Here is an 18986-nt window from a genome sequence, read left to right as displayed (position 1 = left end):
AGTTTTCAGAAGTTATACTTTATACCATACTATTTAAAAAATAGAGATATAAAAGTCGCTGATTAAATCAAATAATAGATATTTATAGTATAAATTTGTATAGGATTTAATTTATCTTTAAAAGTTAGTTTAATTATCACTAACTTTTATTTTTCGCATCTAAATAAGAAGATAAAAAACATGTCGCAATCAAATGCAGATAAATTTTTAGAAGATAGCTCGACCATTTCCTTTGATTTGCGTCATCGCGATATTATTACTAATAATATTGACAAATATAATACAGCCTTTGAAAAGGGTAAAAGTAAATTTCACGATTTAGAAAATGCCAAGAAAAAAGCGAATCTAATCAAATGGAAAGTAATGGAAAATCTCGACCGTTACTTAGTCGAGTTTGAAACAAATTTTACCGCACAAGGCGGAAAAGTGATTTGGGCTAATGATGCAGAAGAAGCGCGTCAAGAAATTTGGAAGATCTTCGAAAAACACAATGCATCTTCCGTTATAAAATCAAAGTCAATGGCTACGGAGGAAATTGAGTTAAATCAATTTCTTGAAACAAAAGGTATTGATTCGGTAGAAAGCGACCTTGGTGAATATATCATACAATTGTTGGGCCACAAGCCCTATCATTTTGTAACCCCGGCAATGCACTTAAGCTTAGAAGACATTGCCAAGCTTTTTCATGAGAAATTTGACACCCCACTAGAAGCTACTGCCGAAGAGCTTACGATGAAAGCGCGCGAGCTGTTGCGTGATAAATACAACACTGCAGATATTGGCATCACTGGTGCTAATTTTTTAGTTGCTGAATCAGGTAGTATTGCTATTACTGAAAATGAAGGTAACGCACGTCTAACAACGACCTTTCCAAAGGTACATATTGCTGTCGTTGGGATAGAGAAGATCATTCCTTCTATTGGAGATTTGGATTTATTTTGGCCTTTATTAGCTACACATGGTACTGGGCAAAATCTAACGGTATATAACTCCATATTGTCAGGTCCTCGTAAAGCTAATGAAACAGATGGCCCAGAAGAAATGTACGTCGTTCTATTAGACAATGGGCGCACCAATCTATTGGCTAAAAAAGAACAACGCCAAGGTTTGTATTGTATACGCTGTGGATCGTGCCTCAATGTATGTCCAATCTATCAAAACATTGGTGGCCATACTTACGAGACCACCTATCAAGGTCCGATAGGTTCACTTATCTCACCACATTTGAATGGTATGAAGGAATTCAAACACCTATCGAATGCATCTACATTGTGTGGCAAATGCACAGAAGTATGCCCTGTAAATATTGATATCCAAAAGATGCTATTATTGAATCGTAAAGACGCAGTCGACGAAGGCTTAGCACCTGCTTCGGAAGAAAAAATATGGAAAGGATATACTACCGTTGTAAAAAAGCGTCGCTGGTTGGATTTTTTTGGTGGCCGTTTTAAGAATTTTATCATGCGCAATTTTTTCAAAAAAGCTTGGGGAGATAAAAGAGAATTACCTGAATTTGCAGATAAATCTTTCACCAAACAATGGAAAGAACAACAAAAAAATAAAGATTAACATAAAAAAACGAGATGCAAATTAAAGCATCTCGTTTTTTTTATTATTAAAAATCTAAAAGATAATATTAATCAATATACTCAAATCCTGTATAAGGCACTAATACCGCAGGTATTTTAATACCTTTTTCGGATTGATTGTTCTCTAATATAGAAGCTACAATACGTGGCAATGCTAATGCAGAACCATTCAATGTATGTGCTAATTGCATTTTGCCTTCTTCATTTTTGAAACGTACTTTCAAACGATTAGACTGATATGTTTCGAAATTTGATGCTGAAGAAACTTCTAACCAACGCTCTTGTGCAGCAGAATAAACCTCCATATCATAAGTCAATGCCGAAGTAAAGCCCATATCGCCACCACACAAACGTAATACACGGTAAGGTAATTCTAGTTTTTGCAACAAGCCTTGAATATATAAACTCATCTCTTCTAACACTTGATAAGATTTATCTGGATGTACTATTTGTACGGCCTCCACTTTATCAAATTGGTGCAAACGATTCAATCCACGTACATGCGCACCATATGATCCTGCTTCACGACGGAAACAAGGTGTATATGCACAGTGCTTAATCGGGAATTGCTCCTCTTTTACGATTATATCACGATACAAATTGGTAACAGGTACTTCTGCTGTAGGAATTAAATACAAATCATCATTACCGACATGATACATTTGTCCTTCTTTATCAGGTAGCTGACCTGTCGCAAAAGCTGATGCTTCATTGACCATGATAGGCACTTGTACTTCCGAATATCCTGCCTCAGCCGCTTGATCCAAGAAGAAATTTATTAAAGCACGTTGCAAACGCGCACCTTTACCTTTGTACACAGGGAAACCTGCTCCCGTGACTTTTACACCTAGCTCCAAATCAACAATATCATACTTTGTCAATAACTCCCAATGCGGCAATTTATTGTCTCCTAAATCAGGAACAGTACCATGTGTCAATACGATTTCATTATCATCAGCCGACACACCTACCGGAACTGAAGCGTGTGGCAAATTTGGCAATTGAACAATCTTGTCATTCAATGCTGTTTCCACCTCATTCAATTGTTCTGTATATTGCTTTATTTGCTCTTTATATCCGGACGACTTCGCTTTGATAGCTTCTGCTTCATCTTTTTTGCCTTGACGCATCAAATCACCAATTTGCTTAGCGGAGGAATTTGCTTCAGCAGCAATGGCGTCTGATTCATTTTGAATCTTACGGCGTTGTTCGTCCAAGCTAATGATTTCGTCAACCAAAGCTACATCTTTAAAATTTTTAACGGCTAATCTTTCAATCACCGCATCCCTATTTTCACGGATATAATTTAACTGCAACATATAATTTTGAGTTTTACTAACACAAAGATAAGAACTGTAAAGTACAAAATAGACGATTATATGATTTTGTAACCATAAAAAGCGATGTGTAAACCTATTATTAGTAATAAACATCTTCCAAGTATAACATTATAAGTACATAATACTATTTATGCTTTCCGTATTCTACAGTCGAAGTTACCGTACTAGCTATACGCAAAAATGCGCTGCGTATACTTAATAATCTATTCGGACATTTGTTAAAATTATTGCAAGAAGCAGGCTAAGGCTAATGAAATTAGCTGTTTTTTTGGCAACCAATTTTGTAGTCATACATCATAATAACTCTACTAGCATAGTATATAGAATAGTTCGTGTTTTAGGGTGGTTATATTAGATCGCAAGATGATTAATTATAAATGAAATATCATATTCTTCAATAAAGAATTTGATAAACTAAAAAATCCTTACCTTTGAAATATGCTATATTTAGTACCCACTCCGATAGGTAATTTAGAAGACATGACATTCCGTGCGATACGCATATTGAAGGAAGTCGACTTAATTTTGGCTGAAGATACCCGTACATCTGCACCTATGTTAAAGCATTTTGGTATAGATAAAAAGGTATTTGCACATCACCAACACAACGAACATAAAGCGGTATCCGAAATCATCAAATTTCTGAAAGAAGGGCAACAGATCGCATTGATATCTGATGCAGGTACTCCTGCCATCTCAGACCCCGGTTTTTTATTGGTTCGTGAAGCCATAAAAGAAGGTATCAATATACAATGTCTACCTGGTGCGACAGCCTTTGTTCCAGCCTTGGTAAATTCAGGATTGCCCAATGACAGATTTTGTTTCGAAGGTTTCCTTCCCGTTAAAAAAGGAAGACAAACACGTATGAAACAATTGGTAGAAGAAAAAAGAACTATGATTTTTTACGAATCGCCACACCGTATTCTGAAAACAATAGAAGAGTTTATCGGTTATTTTGGTGGAGAAAGACAGGCTTCGATTTCTCGCGAACTAAGCAAATTGTACGAAGAGAATGTACGTGGTACACTTACTGAGCTAAAAGAGCACTTTGAAAACAATCCTGTTAAAGGAGAGTTTGTCTTTTGTGTAGCTGGCTTAGAATAATTATCTTTATTATAAAACATAATATACTGTAGAAACAATGAGTTTAGACAACTATATACAAGACGGGCAAGACCCTAAAGTGGTAGAAAAGATATATGGTAAAATAGAAGATATGCTTACCAATGGTGAGTCTATAAAATATATCGCTATGCAGAAAAAACCTGCTGTGACTCTTTTACCAGATTCTATCATCATTAGTAACCGTAGAATATTCTTATGTGAATTTACAAAATTAGGTTTAAGTACTAATTTTGAAATATTCAGTTGGAAGGAAATTAAAGATATCGCTTTCAAAGAAGAAATATTTGGCTCTAAAGTAACTGTCATCCCTTCTACAGGAGAAAACTTGAGTATTGACTATATACCAAAGACGCAAGCTAGAAAACTTTTTCAACTGATAAAAGATGCATTAGAAAGCAGTAAGCAAGAAAATCAAGGTTCATTTATCCATAAATCGCCAATAGCTCCTCCACAGGGAACGCCTAAGCCTGCTGTTACGGTTCAAGAACAATATAAACAAACAAAACAGGAGATCACAATGGAGGTAGAAGAGCCTACACCTATTGCCCCTGTTAGGCCTGTTGTAAATCCTACCCCCAGCACTCCAATCCAAAGCCCGATTGTAGAAGCTAAAGTAGAAATAGCAAGACCACAAATACCTTTAGAAGAGGTTGAAGACGAGATTACTATCAAGTTGAAAAAACTGAAGAATCTTTACGACAAACAGCTGATTACACAGTCTGAATATGAAAATAAAAAAGCAGATATTTTAGAACAGTTATAATTATCACGTGAAACAAAATTATCTATTGGCACTCTTGAGTGCCTTTATTCTTTGGTTGGCTTGGCCTCCTATCCCCTATAGTAGCTTACTGCTATTAGTGGGTTTTGTTCCTTTGCTGATTGCTATAGAAAATATAATTCGTAGCAACTATGAAAAAAAAGGAACCAAAATATTTTGGACTTCCTTCCTAACGGGTGTTGTTTGGAATACAGCTTCTATTTATTGGGTTTTCAATGCTATGAATGCATTCTTACCAACCGTTGTTGCCCTCTTGATTGCTTTGATTCCATTTTGTCTTGCTCCTTTATTAATGGGGTTAGTATTCCGATTATATTATGAGTTACGCAAAACGAGAAATATAACATGGAGTTTTATAGGACTGATTTCTTTATGGATAGGTTATGAATACTTACATCAAACATGGGATTTAGCTTTCCCATGGATGACACTAGGTAATGGTTTTGCTAACTTCCATCAGCTCATACAATGGTATAGTTTTACAGGTGTATATGGTGGTACACTTTGGATATGGGCAACAAATGTCCTAGTTTTTCTTGCATACTGGCAATACAAGGAGAAGATCGAGGCTATCTCCGCTATAAAACTAAATATTGCGGTAGCAAGTATTATCATTATCCCTATCGGCATTTCTTTGGTACAATATTTTAGTTATGAAGAATATATAAATCCTTCGGAAGTAGTCGTTGTCCAGCCAAATATCGATCCTTATCAAAAATTTGGATCTATTAGTTCACAAGAACAAATAGAAAATTTAATTCAGCTATCTGAATCTGTAGCAAAGCCCAATACAGAGTTCTTTATCTGGCCCGAGACAGCTATATCTAATGAAAGCGGTATCAATGAAGCCGACTTTAGGGATTATGCTGCTTATAATAGAATAGAGTTTTTTTTAGAAAATTATCATAATGGCAATGTACTTTCAGGAATTGAAAGTTATGAATTATATATTAATCAAAAAACAAATACAGCACGTCCATTTGCAGATAAATTCTTAGAAAGTTATAATGCTGCTGTCCTAATCGATGGATCGAGTAAATTACAGTTCTATCATAAATCCAAATTAGTGCCCGGCGTAGAACAATTACCTTTTAATAAAGCGTTAGATTTTATGAAACCCTTGTTTGCTCAATTTGGTGGTACAACAGGTGGTTACGGTTCAGATAGCATTCCCTCCGTATTTTATAGCCAAAGTGGTATTGGTGTAGCACCCGTCATTTGTTATGAATCTATCTGGGGCGATTACGTGACCCAGTACGTAAAACAAGGAGCACAATTTATTGCTATTGTTACAAATGATGGATGGTGGAAAAATACCTCAGGTAAGGATCAACACCTAGAATATGCTAAATTGCGCGCCATCGAAAACCGGAGATGGGTAGCGCGTTCGGCAAATACAGGAATCTCTGGATTTATCAATCAAAGGGGGGATATCATACAAAAAACATCATGGTGGGTTCCTACTGCGCTTAGTCAAGAAATAAATCTGAACGAAGAGATCACTTTTTACACCAAATCGGGAGATTTAGTTGTTTATATTGGCCTTTTAGGATGTTTATTGGCTTTAGGGCTTATAATACTACCAAAATCAAAAGTTAATAGTAATAATAGATAACAATCTTTATTTTTGCATTATGCAAGTATATTTAGACAATGCCGCTACGACCCCCATTGACCCAGAAGTTATTGAGGTAATGCTAGCAACTATGCAGAATGATTTCGGTAATCCATCATCGATCCATTCCCATGGAAGACAAGTCAAAACAATAGTAGAAAAAGCAAGAAAAACAATTGCCAACCTTCTACATGCTTCTCCATCAGAAATATTCTTTACATCAGGTGGTACAGAAGCAGATAATATGGCTATTGTAAGATCTATCCAAGATTTAGGTATTACACATGCTATCACATCTCCTATCGAGCATCATGCTGTACTGCATACGCTAGAAGAACAGCAAAAACAAGGTAAGATTAATCTTGATTTACTACGCCTTGACGAAAAAGGAAGTATAGATTTAACACATTTAGAAGAGTTATTAGCACAAAATCCTAGAACATTCGTCTCTATAATGCATGCTAACAATGAAATCGGTAATATTACAGATCTACATAAAGTATCTGCAATATGTCAAAAATATAATGCTGTTTTACATTCTGATACTGTTCAGACGATGGGACATTATCCGCACAATCTATCGGAATTAAAAATCAATTTTATTACAGGAGCAGGGCACAAATTTCACGGTCCCAAAGGCGTAGGCTTCTTGTATATCAATGGAGATACCAAAATAAAACCATTGATATATGGTGGAGCTCAGGAACGTAATATGCGCGGAGGTACTGAAAATGTATACGGTATTGCTGGTATTGCAAAAGCATTAGAAATTGCTTATCGTGATATGGAAGCACATCATAACTATATTCAGGGCCTTAAAACATATATGATTGATGAATTGAAAAAGGCTATCCCTGATGTGCAATTCAATGGAGATATCAATCCTAGCAACTCATTGTATACGGTATTGAATGTATCCCTACCATGCACCGACATGAGTGATATGTTACTATTCAATCTAGATATATCAGGCATATCTGCATCAGGAGGATCTGCATGTAGCTCGGGTTCAGCGATTGGATCTCACGTATTACAAGGATTAAAATCCGATCCAGACAGACCTTCTGTTCGTTTTTCTTTCAGTAAATTAAACACAAAAGAGGAAATCGACCATGTAGTAACTAAATTGAAAGAAATCTGTGAATCAACATTCTAATCGTAATTAATTCACGAATAAGAATCTTGACTCACATAGATATAATGGCCATGAAATGCTTAGTACTTAATCGCTCTAAGCATTTCTCTTTTTCCAGGTGCACCTGGTGCTTTTTCTATAGAGAAACCCAGTGCTTTCATACTGCGTTTTAGATTTCCTGTGATAGCATAAGTAACAAATATACCACCCGGTTTAAGAAACTTAGCTACATGTGCCAATGTTTCATCCGACCACATCTCGGGCTGATGGACTGCCGCAAAGGCATCAAAATAGATCACATCAAATAACTTGTCGATTTGAAAGTCCAGTACTTTTTGGTGTGCTATCTGAAGGGATACAGCTTGATTAATTTTATGTTCACCCTTGAGTGCCATATTATAATTAGAAACAAAGTCATCCCATACATTCTCAGCTACAAAATTATTATATTCCATTTGCTCTATAACAGATAAATCGAGCGGAAAAGCTTCAATTCCACAATAATCTAATGCTATATGTTGAGCAACACAATAATCAGCCGTCAAAATAAAATTCAACCCTGTACCAAATCCAATTTCCAAGACAGAAACAGTATTTCTAGGCTCCTGAATTAGAGAAAATTGCAATCCAGACTTCAAAAATACATGCTTTGCTTCTTGCAATGCTCCATGTTTGGAGTGATAATGCTCCCCTACCTGCTCATTGTATAGTGTTTTCGATCCGTCTCCAGTAATTACATAATCCATATTACAAATTTTTGATAAAATTACAAGATATAAGCGAGCATTTTCCCATTCCTATAATAAAAATAGACACTATTTATTAAAAAAGCATTACTTTAGCTTAAGATATTATAGTCATGAAAACAATAATTGAGAGTTATAGTAGTATTATTTTACTTTTAGGCGGTATTATATTAGGAAGTCTTATTGGATTATTCGCCCCCAATGCTGTCCCATTAATTAAACCGTTAGGTGATATCTTCTTAAACTTATTATTTGTCGCTGTTATCCCATTATTATTTTTTTCCATTTCATCTTCAATCGCAAATATTGAAAGTAACAATAAATTGGGCAATATATTGCGTATCATGTCTGCTGTATTTATTGTAACATTAGCCATAGCAGCCATTTTAACGATAGCCGGATTGTACCTTTTCCCAGTTACAGCAATAAAAGATCCTACAGCTATTTCGACGGCTATTTCGACCACTAATAATGAGCCTTGGGGTGACAGAATCGTCCGTTTTGTTAGTGTTGGTGAATTTGCCAATTTATTGTCTAGACAAAATATATTAGCCTTTGTTATATTTTCATTTCTAATAGGAATATCGGTACGTAAAAGCGGTGAAAAGGGCCAAGCCTTTCTTAATTTTTTAAATGCGGGCAATGAAGTTATGCAAAATCTTTTAGCCTTGATTATGAAATTAGGTCCTATAGGATTAGGCGCGTATTTCGCATATCAAGTATATGATCTTGGGCCCCAACTATTTGGCTTCTATGCTAAACCTTTGGCCTTTTATTACATATTTGGCACTATTTTCTTTTTTATTATCTTTTCATTATATGCATTTTTGGCAAATGGAAACAAAGGAATAAAAAAGTATTGGACGGCAAATATTACGCCCTCTTTGACGGCACTCAGTACATGCAGTAGTCTAGCAACCTTACCTGTTAATATTTTAGCAGCCAAAAAAATTGGTATTTCTGACAGTGTTGCTAATGTGGTAATCCCATTAGGAAATACATTATATAAAAATGGCTCTTCCATATCGTCCATTCTAAAAATCTATGTAGCCTTTGCTATATTAGGCTGGAACTTCTTTGAACCGATGACATTAATATCTGCCGTTGGTATTACCTTACTTGTAAGTATGGTAGCAGGAGGAATTCCCAATGGTGGTTTTATAGGTGAAATGTTGATGATTTCGGTTTATGGAATACCTAATGAAGCGGTACCTGCTATTATGATCATTGGTGCATTGGTTGACCCTTTGGCGACAGTTTTAAATGCGACAGGAGATACAGTCGCAGCGATGCTTGTCGATAGATTCACCAAAAGTAAGCTAGAATTCGAGGGCTAGAATCTATAACTATAGCTTAAGGAACCATATTGATGGTAGTTGTACTTCAAATTTTTAATTTCATTATTATAACCTGTTATAGAAAAGGATAGAGCTGAATTATTTTTAGCATATGTAACACCCAATTGATTAGAAAAAACAATAGGTGCTAATATATTCTTCCTTATGGCATTTCCAACTAAGAAAGAACCATCTGCGAAAATTGAATTTTTAACTTGGTAGATCAATGTAGGAATATAAAAGATATAAAATTCATTGTTACCCATATTATCATTAATATTTCCCTTCGTAAAAGTAGATTTATTAAAAGCTTTTAATTTACCATATCTAAACGGCAATCCCACAGAAGCTTGCTTATTATGCGAGCCTATTACTGCACTTAAATTAGTAGAAATAGCAAAGTTTCCTTTTCTTGATTTAAAAAATTCTTGTTCATATTGAATACCCAGATCTATACCTATAGAATTTGGTAATTCCGTTTCCCAACCCTCAATCTCATACAATCTAAACAAATGATGAATAAAATTCTGAACATCTTCACCATACGCTGTAGGACCGACCTTGTCTACTTGTATACTGAACCGCACAATTTTATTTTCCTGAATAAATCGATACACACTAGATTTCAATACAATATTTGCAGCAAATTTCCTATCCCAATACGATTTATTATCTTTTTCATTCTTAACACCAGTATAAAGACGATGACCGAATTCAATAGCTAACATAGTAGACTTTGAAGTATCTTTACTCAACTTCATCAAAAAGTCTACAAAAACTCCATTTGTATAATAACGATCAGATCTTTCCAATAAATAAACATCATTATCATTTTTTAACGATAATTGGAAAGAGCTATTTTTAACCTGCGAATTAGCCGAAAAAGACAAAAAGAAAAGAATTAATAGCCAATTACAAAAAAGGAATTTCATAAAGTACACTTAATATGTAAATATAAGATATAACTTCCGTTCTACATTATTTAGAATTACTCTAAATAGTTTGTAATATTTGTAAAATTCCTTCATTAGAATACCTTTTTGTAGTTTTGTAATTGGTTTAGTTCGAAAAAAATATGAAAAAAAGTTCAATTATCTTAATGGCTATTATTGCCTTAGCCATAGCAATGATTTTGGTAATTTATACTGACTCAAGTACATATTCGACTTTTAAAGAAGCGAAAGAGAAAAAAACGGAACTATATGTTGTTGGAGTCTTAAACAAGGAGAAAAAATTAGATTACGATCCAGTGAAAGATGCTAATCTTTTTACGTTTTATATGTATGACAATGACAGTACAGAATGTAAAATTGTGTTCAATGGATCAAAACCTCAAGACATCGAGCGCTCAGAACAAATAGTTCTAACAGGTAAAATGGAAGGTGATCAATTTCATGCTACTAAAATATTAATGAAATGTCCCTCAAAATACAATCAAGATCAAGTCGAAGTAATCGAAGCTACAACAGCTTCTTTATAATTATTAATCATCATCATTCATGGACGTCAATTACGTTGGGGAAAGCCTTCTGCCTGGACAAATAGGTCAATTTTTTGTAGTACTATCATTTGGAGCAGCTATTCTATCATTAGTTAGTTACTTCTTTGCGACAAATAATCCAGAGGAAAAATCCTGGAAAACACTCGGTCGTATTGGCTTTTTCACTAATGCCTTTTCAATATTGGTAATTGGTGCTACGCTATTTTACATTATCTACAATCACCTTTTTGAATATCACTATGCTTTTGCGCATTCTGATAAAAATTTACCTACACACTACATCATATCATCCTTCTGGGAAGGCCAGGAAGGGAGTTTTTGGTTATGGATGTTTTGGCAAGTTATTTTAGGTGCCGTTTTGGTATTTAGATCAAAAAGTTGGGAAGCACCAGTAATGACATTTGTCATGCTTTGTCAAACATTCTTAGCAAGTATGCTTATAGGTGTTGAAATATTTGGTTCACGTTTAGGCAGTTCACCATTCATTTTATTAAGGGATGCTTTACAAGCACCTATATTTAGTGATCCGAATTACCTATCGATGATCAGACCGAGAGGATTGAATCCTTTGCTTCAAAACTATTGGATGGTAATTCACCCGCCAACCTTATTCTTAGGTTTTGCGTCGATGATTGTTCCTTTTGCGTATGCTGCTGCTGGTCTTTGGACTAGACGATACAAAGAATGGTTGACACCAGGATTACCATATGCATTATTTGCGGTAATGGTATTGGGAACAGGGATCATAATGGGGTCATTCTGGGCTTATGAAGCACTTAACTTTGGTGGCTTTTGGGCGTGGGATCCTGTAGAAAATGTATCAATTATTCCTTGGTTTACATTGATCGCAGCTGTTCACGTAATATTGGCTTATAAACACTCTGGTCACGGATATTTTTCGGCCACGCTATTATCATTGATTAGTTTTGTATTGGTAATCTATGCTTCTTACTTAACACGTTCTGGTATATTAGGTGAAACATCTGTACACTCGTTTACAAGTTTAGGTATGTCAGGCCAATTGATTTGGTTTAACCTGACATTCTTAGTGATCATGATAGGGTTACTAATATGGAGACGTAAAGAACTACCTTCTACAAAAAAAGAAGAGGATATATACTCGCGTGAATTTTGGCTATTTATAGGTGCTTTGGTACTTACTGTAGCATGTGTTCAAATGATTTCTACTACATCTATTCCAGTTTTTAATGCAATATTTGGGACCGATGTAGCTCCTCCAATTGATCCAATCAGTCACTACAATAAATGGCAAGGAGCATTTGCAGTTGTTATTTTATTATTATCTGCAGTTGCCCAATTCTTAAAATACAAACGTACAGATTCAAAAAAATTCTGGGCGGCAACATTAGCTTCCCTGATTGTAAGTATTATAATAGCAGCAATAGCTATATACGTCATGAAAGTATATACTAATGTAATGTACATTCTTATTACATTTTCTGCTGTATTTTCAATCATTGCTAATATTAGCATTTTAGCTGATGCATTTAAAGGAAAATGGCGATTAACGGGTTCAGCCGTTTCACATATTGGATTTGGATTATTAGTGTTAGGTGCTTTGGTAGCAGCGGCGACCAATGAAGTAATTTCACTTAATGAAACAGGCTATATAGGTGTTAAGAACTTTGGTAAAGAAGGTGATAAGTTTACCGATCCTGGAGAGAATCTTTTCTTAACAGAAGGAGAACCTGTACAAATGGGTAATTATAAAATTACGTATATAGGTGATAGTGTAGCACCACCAAATGTATTTTACCATATCAAATATGAAAATATAGATGAAGAAAGTGGTAAAGTGTTAGAGGAATTTGTATTGAGCCCATTTGCGCAAAACAATCCAGCGATGGGTGGTTTAATAGGTACTCCTGCGACAAAACACTACTTTACACACGATGTATACACATTGATAACAGCAGCTTCAGCTGATTCACAGGCTCCCATTTCTAATTTAAATGAAGAAGAAAAAACAGGCTTTGAAGATTATGATGAACCTGCAACATATCAAGTAAATATTGGAGATACTCTACGTTATAGAAATGGTATATATATTATTGAGGGCGTTAACAAATCAGCCAAATTAGAAAATATACCTTTAGCAGAAAAAGATGTTATCGTCGGATTAAAGATTAAAGTAATATCTAGTGATAACAAAGAATATAATGCCGAACCTATTTTCTTATTGAAAGATGGACATGCATATGACTTTAACAAAGATGTATCTGAGCAAGGATTAAAATTCCGCTTTTCTAACATTTTACCAGCTAAAGATAAGTTAGAAATAATGGTTTATCAAAAACCACTTCCAGAGAAAAAATGGATTGTTTTTAAAGCTATTAAATTCCCTTACATTAATTTCTTCTGGGTTGGAACAATTGTAATGACTGTCGGTTTCTGTATGGCGATATACAGAAGAGTAAAAGACGGCAAGCGAGAAGCAAATATAGAATCATAAATATGACAATAGTAATCTTAGGAGCTGGAAATATAGCGACACATTATGCGCAAGCTTTTCATGCCTTAGGCCACGAAATTAGACAAATTTATAATAGAACATCAGCCAATGCAAAAGCATTGGCTGATGTCGTTTCATCTACTGCCATTGACTCATTAGATGAACTTTATCTAGATGCTGACTTATATATAATCGCTATTTCTGACGATTATATCTCTACTGTAATAGAGGAGATGCCAAATAATATCAAAGGTATAGTAGTACATACCTCTGGTGCTACTCCGTTATCAGTATTGTATAGATTTACTAACCATGGTATCATTTATCCCGTCCAAAGTCTAAATAAGCATATACCTTACGACCTAGCACAAATACCATTTGCTATTGAGGGAAATACGAAAGAAGTAGAACTTTTATTATTGTCATTGATGCAAAAGATAGCACCGAAAACATTCCCATGCAATAGTAACCAAAGATTGGCCTTACATATATCTGCTGTCTTTGTAAACAACTTTTCTAATGCTCTTTTTGAAGTTGCACATTCTATCCTTGAAAAAGAAAATCTGAGCTTTGATCTTATGAAACCTATCATTTTGGAGACTGCTATGAAGGTTCAAAAAAATCCACCTAGAGCCACACAAACTGGCCCTGCAACAAGAAATGATCAAAGTACAATGGCTACGCATTTAAAATTCTTAAGTTATTCAAATACGCTATCTGAAATATATCAAATAATGAGTGATTTAATTATAAAAAGCAGACAGAAATAGCGCTTTATTTGAAAATACACTAAAAATTCAAACGATTGACTTATTCCAAAATTACTTGCTAATTTTGCATCTAAATTGAAAACAAACAGATTATAATCATGTTAACTATGAATAAAACCTTATTTATATTATGGCAGTAAGAAAATTAATCCTATTATTAATAACAATAGTAAATTTAATAATCATATCTTTTGGTATTATTTTTACCCCACAATGGTTTTGGCTGTTGATCATTCCATTCCCATTATTATTAATAGCTATTTATCATAGCATACAAACACATCATGCAATTCTTAGAAACTATCCTTTAATAGGATATTTTCGCTACATCTTCGAATCAATACGTCCAGAATTAAGACAATACTTTTGGGAATCAGATACCGATGGTAGACCTTTCAACAGAAGACAACGTTCTCTTGTATATCAACGTGCAAAAAACCAAAGGGAAACTGTTGCTTTTGGTATGCAAAGTGATCCACAAGCGATAGGTAATGAATGGGTGGCCCATTCCATTTTCCCTACGCATATTGAAAATCACGACCTTCGAACGATGGTGGGAAATAGCCTATGTAAACAACCTTATAGCCTTAGTGTATATAATATTTCAGCGATGAGTTATGGTGCACTTAGTAAAACAGCGATCACTGCGCTTAATAAAGGTGCTGCGTTACAAAATTTTGCACATAATACCGGGGAAGGTGGTATCAGTGACTACCATATCAATGGTGGAGATTTAATCTGGCAAATAGGTACCGGATATTTTGGCTGCCGTAATGAATCAGGTAATTTTGATGATGCTCTATTTACGGAAAAGGCAAATCGCCCTTACGTCAAAATGATTGAGCTAAAAATATCGCAAGGTGCTAAGCCTGGACATGGAGGTATTTTACCTGCGGCTAAAAATACACCAGAAGTAGCTGCTATACGTCACGTAACACCAGGCACAGATGTGATGTCACCTCCTGCACATAGCGCATTCTCTAATCCTATAGAAATGATGGAATTCATTCAACGATTAAGAGAATTATCAGGCTACAAACCAGTAGGTTTTAAAATTTGTATTGGTGATCAACAAGAATTTATAGAGATATGTAATGCGATGCAAACTACACAGATTTTTCCAGATTTTATATCTGTAGATGGATCTGAAGGTGGTACTGGTGCTGCACCTCTTGAGTTTACCGACAACTTAGGTATGCCATTATATGATGCCTTAACATTTATTACTACGACATTAATTAATTTTGGTTTAAAAAAGCATATTAAAGTAATAGCTTCAAGCCGTATTGTTACAGGCTTTGATTTATTAAAATCTATTGCTTTAGGTGCAGATGCATGTTATAGTGCTAGAGGAATGATGTTCGCATTGGGCTGCATTCAAGCCTTAAAATGTAATGAAGATGTATGTCCAGTTGGTGTAGCAACACAAAAACCTCATTTGTATAAGGGCCTTGATGTGGAAGATAAATATGTACGTGTCGCACAATTTCATCGTAATACATTACGTGCTACGGTAGAAATAATGGAAGCTTGCGGCTTCAAAACACTGGACGATGTTAATGCATCCAAATTCTTTAGAAAAGTAGATAGCATCCGAACACTTAGTTTCCAAGAAATATATTTTAAAAATACAGGTAAACTCAATAAGAAAGAAAATTCCTTTGCTAAAGAAGAGTTTTTAGACTAAATAAAAAATGCGCTAATTAATTTAGCGCATTTTTTTATTTAAGGTTTTGAAATATTCTTCCTAATATTTGCTGAGCTATCACTAGGTTTTCCTCTTCAACTCCTTCTAGTGCTTCATAAAGTGTTTTCTTAGCTTGTTCAAGGCCTACATCTTTCATTTTTCTACCTTCTTTCGTTAGGTAGATTAAATTTGATCTACGATCTTGCTTATCATTAACACGAATTACCAAGCCCAATTTCTCCAGGTTATTAATAAGACGTGTTATACTTGGCTTGTCACGATAGGTGAAATGCGCTAATTCCTGTTGTGTCAGTCCCTCTTCTTGCCACAAATGATACATTATACTCCATTGCTCTGATGTCATACAACAAGGCATCCCCGTTACCTTTAAATTTCGTTGCAAACGTCTAGATATAGCAGTAGAAGCTTTACCGGACAAGAATGAAAAAAACTCATCTGTAATTTCCATATTAATCATATTTAGATTTTTTATTAATTAGGTTGTTTATGCAAGTAAAGAAATAATCTCCCATTTTCCAAATAATATTTTAATATTCTTTTATTCATTCCCTATTAATTATCTTTAGGAATGGAAAATTTCTTAATTGTCATTATTTTTATTGGTTCAATAATATACAAAATATATTCGAATTATAAAGAAGAGATAAAAAAAGCTAAAAAAAGAATCCCTAATCAACGGCCGATCCCGATGCCACAAACCTATATGGAGACGGTTTTGGAAAAGGATCCAAAAACGATGATTCCTAATACTGTAACAAGTAATAAAAAAGATAACTCTTATATTAATAGAAATTATGATAATAGAGCAGATGAAATCCCAGAAGAAGTAAGAAGAGCTATGGTTTCCCAAAAACAGAAGCAAACTATAACTTCTGAAAAACAGACTGTTGAGGAAGAAGCATTTGAATTCAATTTCAGACAAGCAGTAATACAGGCCGCTATATTAGATCGTCCTTATAAATAACAGTTCGTTAATTATAAAATCGAAAACTTATCAGCGTCATTTAAAAATGGAAATGTTTCTCTAGCTTGAATTAAATCTTTAGGATTCAACGTAAATGTATATAAATCCTCATCTTCGGGTTTATAATAAATAACATCACCGACAGGAGATATACACATAGAACCGCCAGAATAATAAATCTCATTCCCATCATGCCCTACTCGATTTACACCGATCACATAGGATAAATTTTCAATAGCTCTAGCAGGAATTAAAGACCTCCAGTGTGAGGAGCGCTTATCAGGCCAATTTGCTGTGTAAACAAGTAAATCATATCCTTCTGTTTGATTTCTAGACCAGACAGGGAATCTTAAGTCATAACAAATCATAGGACAAATCTTCCAACCTTTCAATTTCAACATGATGCGATCAGTACCTGCTGTAAAGACTTCATTTTCTTTACTACTTCCTAGACCGAAAAGATGCCTTTTATCATAATGCACATAGCTTCCATCTGGAGACATCCATACAAAACGGTTAAAATAATTACCATTTTCCTCCACCATCAATGAACCAGCTACCATACAGCCAAAAGACTTAGAAGTATTGAACATCCAACGCATCGTCTGTCCATCCATGCGCTCCGCACATTTCTCTACATTCATAGAGAAACCTGTATTAAACATCTCAGGAAGTATTATCAAATCAGTTTTTTCTTTCAAATTAGATAAGCGTAAGCTTAAATTTTGAAGATTTTTTTCGACATTCTCCCAAAATAAATAAGCTTGAAATATAGTGATTTTGATAGGTTCCATTAATAATTTAAATACTATGATGTTTTGTTTGAGTCCAATATAAATAAAAAAAAGTAATTTTCTGAAAGTAATTTAGCGCGATCGATACATTAATTTGTCCGCTAAGTCAAATAACTGTGATTTACTACCTTCAGGGACATCAATTTGTTTCAAATTTGTATATGCCTGCGCCGTATAATACTCTTTAAGTGAATTTGCAGCTTTTAGGATATCATATTTATCATACAAGCCTAACATACCTTCTACTTTTTGCGAGGAAACATCAGATTTCATGGACATAATAGCATTAAAACTATCTACATCTGCTTCAAGCAATGATTTTTTCAATAGAATATGTAAGATAGTTTTCTTATTAACAATAATATCGCCACCTACTTGTTTACCAAAAGAATGAGGATCACCAAAAGCATCCAATATATCATCTTGCAATTGAAAAGCAATACCTAGATTTACGCCAAAATTGTATATATAATGTGTATTTTCGAATGTCGCTTTTGCTATAATGGCACCTATTTCCAATGCGCCACCTAACAAAACTGATGTTTTTAAACGAATCATATCGATATACTCCTCTTCAGATACATTATTACGTTCTTCAAAGTCCATGTCTAATTGCTGTCCCTCACATACTTCCAGCGCAACTTTATTAAATGCTTTGAGTAATGAAGGAACAACCTCAATCGGACAATTCGCTAACTCTTCATAAGCTTTCACTAAAAGAGCATCACCCGAAAGTATAGCGATATTGTCATTCCATCGTTTATGTACCGTAGGTTTACCTCTTCGAAGAGGTGCTTTATCCATAATATCATCGTGAATTAGAGAGAAATTATGGAAATACTCAATTGCTTTGGAAGCGGGTAAAAGACTAGCGACATCTGTATGTCCAAAAATATCAGCTCCAAGAAAAACTAATTGTGGACGGATACGCTTACCTGCCAACGAAAGAATATAACGCACAGGGGCATATAAATTTTCAGGAGAAGAAGGAAACTCTGCACTTTCTAATGCAGAATCGATAATTTCTGAATATACTGGATTTCCAAACATACTAATATAAAACTGTATGCGAAGATAGCAATTTAATTTTTTCCAGTGCGCTTATACG

General features: G+C 34.6%; 17 protein-coding genes. 11 read left to right on the top strand and 6 right to left on the bottom strand.

Annotated elements, in window-relative coordinates:
* The first annotated feature begins 180 nt into the window (after positions 1–180).
* Positions 181–1569, top strand: a complete 1389-nt coding sequence (locus tag IP023_RS09765) for a LutB/LldF family L-lactate oxidation iron-sulfur protein (protein ID WP_241790092.1) — start codon at positions 181–183, stop codon at positions 1567–1569.
* Positions 1570–1636: 67 nt separating this feature from the next.
* Here the strand turns inward: IP023_RS09765 and serS are convergent, their stop codons facing one another.
* The gene (gene serS / locus IP023_RS09760; RefSeq protein WP_241790091.1) at positions 1637–2908 is read right to left on the bottom strand and encodes a serine--tRNA ligase; all 1272 of its coding nucleotides are present in this window, start codon (positions 2906–2908) and stop codon (positions 1637–1639) included.
* A gap of 459 nt (positions 2909–3367) precedes the next feature.
* On the opposite strand from serS, the gene rsmI reads away from it, so the two are divergent.
* The 4 genes from rsmI to IP023_RS09740 are packed head-to-tail and all read left to right on the top strand — an operon-like array spanning position 3368 to position 7606.
* Positions 3368–4033: a 16S rRNA (cytidine(1402)-2'-O)-methyltransferase gene (gene rsmI, locus IP023_RS09755; RefSeq protein ID WP_241790090.1), complete on the top strand. Its 666-nt coding sequence runs from the start codon at positions 3368–3370 to the stop codon at positions 4031–4033.
* A gap of 37 nt (positions 4034–4070) precedes the next feature.
* On the top strand, positions 4071–4817 hold the full coding sequence (locus IP023_RS09750; protein WP_241790089.1) for a PH domain-containing protein: 747 nt from the start codon (positions 4071–4073) through the stop codon (positions 4815–4817).
* 7 nt (positions 4818–4824) lie between these two features.
* A complete protein-coding gene (gene lnt, locus IP023_RS09745; RefSeq protein WP_241790088.1) occupies positions 4825–6450 on the top strand; it encodes an apolipoprotein N-acyltransferase in 1626 nt (541 codons plus the stop codon).
* A 19-nt stretch (positions 6451–6469) separates the two neighbouring features.
* On the top strand, positions 6470–7606 hold the full coding sequence (locus IP023_RS09740; RefSeq protein ID WP_241790087.1) for a cysteine desulfurase family protein: 1137 nt from the start codon (positions 6470–6472) through the stop codon (positions 7604–7606).
* A gap of 59 nt (positions 7607–7665) precedes the next feature.
* Here the strand turns inward: IP023_RS09740 and mnmD are convergent, their stop codons facing one another.
* Positions 7666–8331: a tRNA (5-methylaminomethyl-2-thiouridine)(34)-methyltransferase MnmD gene (gene mnmD, locus IP023_RS09735; protein WP_241790086.1), complete on the bottom strand. Its 666-nt coding sequence runs from the start codon at positions 8329–8331 to the stop codon at positions 7666–7668.
* A 113-nt stretch (positions 8332–8444) separates the two neighbouring features.
* Here mnmD and IP023_RS09730 point away from each other — a divergent pair, with 113 nt between their 5' ends.
* Positions 8445–9668 carry a dicarboxylate/amino acid:cation symporter gene (locus IP023_RS09730; RefSeq protein ID WP_241790085.1) on the top strand — a complete coding sequence of 408 codons (1224 nt, stop codon included), beginning with the start codon at positions 8445–8447 and terminating at the stop codon, positions 9666–9668.
* Here the strand turns inward: IP023_RS09730 and IP023_RS09725 are convergent.
* A complete protein-coding gene (locus IP023_RS09725; protein WP_241790084.1) occupies positions 9665–10600 on the bottom strand; it encodes a lipid A-modifier LpxR family protein in 936 nt (311 codons plus the stop codon). The two genes, IP023_RS09730 and IP023_RS09725, sit on opposite strands and share 4 nt — an antisense overlap.
* Before the next feature lie 143 nt (positions 10601–10743).
* Between IP023_RS09725 and IP023_RS09720 the strand changes: the two genes are divergently transcribed.
* The 4 genes from IP023_RS09720 (at position 10744) to IP023_RS09705 (ending at position 16099) form a co-directional block, all read left to right on the top strand.
* Complete coding sequence (locus IP023_RS09720) at positions 10744–11148, top strand: cytochrome c maturation protein CcmE domain-containing protein (RefSeq protein WP_241790083.1); 405 nt, start codon at positions 10744–10746, stop codon at positions 11146–11148.
* Positions 11149–11167: 19 nt separating this feature from the next.
* The gene (ccsA, locus tag IP023_RS09715; RefSeq protein WP_241790082.1) at positions 11168–13642 is read left to right on the top strand and encodes a cytochrome c biogenesis protein CcsA; all 2475 of its coding nucleotides are present in this window, start codon (positions 11168–11170) and stop codon (positions 13640–13642) included.
* A gap of 2 nt (positions 13643–13644) precedes the next feature.
* Positions 13645–14412 carry a Rossmann-like and DUF2520 domain-containing protein gene (locus IP023_RS09710; RefSeq protein WP_241790081.1) on the top strand — a complete coding sequence of 256 codons (768 nt, stop codon included), beginning with the start codon at positions 13645–13647 and terminating at the stop codon, positions 14410–14412.
* A gap of 130 nt (positions 14413–14542) precedes the next feature.
* Entirely contained in the window at positions 14543–16099 is a 1557-nt protein-coding gene (locus IP023_RS09705) for an FMN-binding glutamate synthase family protein (protein ID WP_241790080.1), read from the top strand.
* Positions 16100–16133: 34 nt separating this feature from the next.
* Here the strand turns inward: IP023_RS09705 and IP023_RS09700 are convergent, their stop codons facing one another.
* Positions 16134–16568: a MarR family winged helix-turn-helix transcriptional regulator gene (locus IP023_RS09700; RefSeq protein ID WP_241790079.1), complete on the bottom strand. Its 435-nt coding sequence runs from the start codon at positions 16566–16568 to the stop codon at positions 16134–16136.
* Positions 16569–16688: 120 nt separating this feature from the next.
* Here IP023_RS09700 and IP023_RS09695 point away from each other — a divergent pair, with 120 nt between their 5' ends.
* Entirely contained in the window at positions 16689–17084 is a 396-nt protein-coding gene (locus IP023_RS09695) for a hypothetical protein (RefSeq protein WP_241790078.1), read from the top strand.
* Positions 17085–17095: 11 nt separating this feature from the next.
* On the opposite strand, the gene IP023_RS09690 is transcribed toward IP023_RS09695, so the two are convergent.
* Both IP023_RS09690 and IP023_RS09685 read right to left on the bottom strand, forming a co-directional pair.
* Entirely contained in the window at positions 17096–17878 is a 783-nt protein-coding gene (locus IP023_RS09690; RefSeq protein ID WP_241790077.1) for an amidohydrolase, read from the bottom strand.
* Positions 17879–17950: 72 nt separating this feature from the next.
* Complete coding sequence (locus IP023_RS09685; protein ID WP_241790076.1) at positions 17951–18928, bottom strand: polyprenyl synthetase family protein; 978 nt, start codon at positions 18926–18928, stop codon at positions 17951–17953.
* Between the last annotated feature and the right edge of the window lie 58 nt (positions 18929–18986).

The sequence above is a fragment of the Sphingobacterium rhinopitheci genome, assembly GCF_022627575.1.
Lineage (GTDB): Bacteria > Bacteroidota > Bacteroidia > Sphingobacteriales > Sphingobacteriaceae > Sphingobacterium > Sphingobacterium rhinopitheci.
Note: the sequence above shows the minus strand (reverse complement) of the source record. Positions and strands in the feature narration are given on the sequence as shown.

Excerpts from the sequence above, each read along its gene's own strand:
- IP023_RS09725 (WP_241790084.1), bottom strand. The coding sequence starts at position 10,600 with ATGAAATTCCTTTTTTGTAATTGGCTATTAATTCTTTTCTTTTTGTCT.
- ccsA (WP_241790082.1), top strand. The coding sequence starts at position 11,168 with ATGGACGTCAATTACGTTGGGGAAAGCCTTCTGCCTGGACAAATAGGT.
- IP023_RS09690 (WP_241790077.1), bottom strand. The coding sequence starts at position 17,878 with ATGGAACCTATCAAAATCACTATATTTCAAGCTTATTTATTTTGGGAG.
- IP023_RS09740 (WP_241790087.1), top strand. The coding sequence starts at position 6,470 with ATGCAAGTATATTTAGACAATGCCGCTACGACCCCCATTGACCCAGAA.
- IP023_RS09710 (WP_241790081.1), top strand. The coding sequence starts at position 13,645 with ATGACAATAGTAATCTTAGGAGCTGGAAATATAGCGACACATTATGCG.
- serS (WP_241790091.1), bottom strand. The coding sequence starts at position 2,908 with ATGTTGCAGTTAAATTATATCCGTGAAAATAGGGATGCGGTGATTGAA.
- IP023_RS09750 (WP_241790089.1), top strand. The coding sequence starts at position 4,071 with ATGAGTTTAGACAACTATATACAAGACGGGCAAGACCCTAAAGTGGTA.
- mnmD (WP_241790086.1), bottom strand. The coding sequence starts at position 8,331 with ATGGATTATGTAATTACTGGAGACGGATCGAAAACACTATACAATGAG.
- rsmI (WP_241790090.1), top strand. The coding sequence starts at position 3,368 with ATGCTATATTTAGTACCCACTCCGATAGGTAATTTAGAAGACATGACA.
- IP023_RS09685 (WP_241790076.1), bottom strand. The coding sequence starts at position 18,928 with ATGTTTGGAAATCCAGTATATTCAGAAATTATCGATTCTGCATTAGAA.
- IP023_RS09730 (WP_241790085.1), top strand. The coding sequence starts at position 8,445 with ATGAAAACAATAATTGAGAGTTATAGTAGTATTATTTTACTTTTAGGC.
- IP023_RS09720 (WP_241790083.1), top strand. The coding sequence starts at position 10,744 with ATGAAAAAAAGTTCAATTATCTTAATGGCTATTATTGCCTTAGCCATA.
- IP023_RS09695 (WP_241790078.1), top strand. The coding sequence starts at position 16,689 with ATGGAAAATTTCTTAATTGTCATTATTTTTATTGGTTCAATAATATAC.
- IP023_RS09765 (WP_241790092.1), top strand. The coding sequence starts at position 181 with ATGTCGCAATCAAATGCAGATAAATTTTTAGAAGATAGCTCGACCATT.
- IP023_RS09700 (WP_241790079.1), bottom strand. The coding sequence starts at position 16,568 with ATGGAAATTACAGATGAGTTTTTTTCATTCTTGTCCGGTAAAGCTTCT.
- IP023_RS09705 (WP_241790080.1), top strand. The coding sequence starts at position 14,543 with ATGGCAGTAAGAAAATTAATCCTATTATTAATAACAATAGTAAATTTA.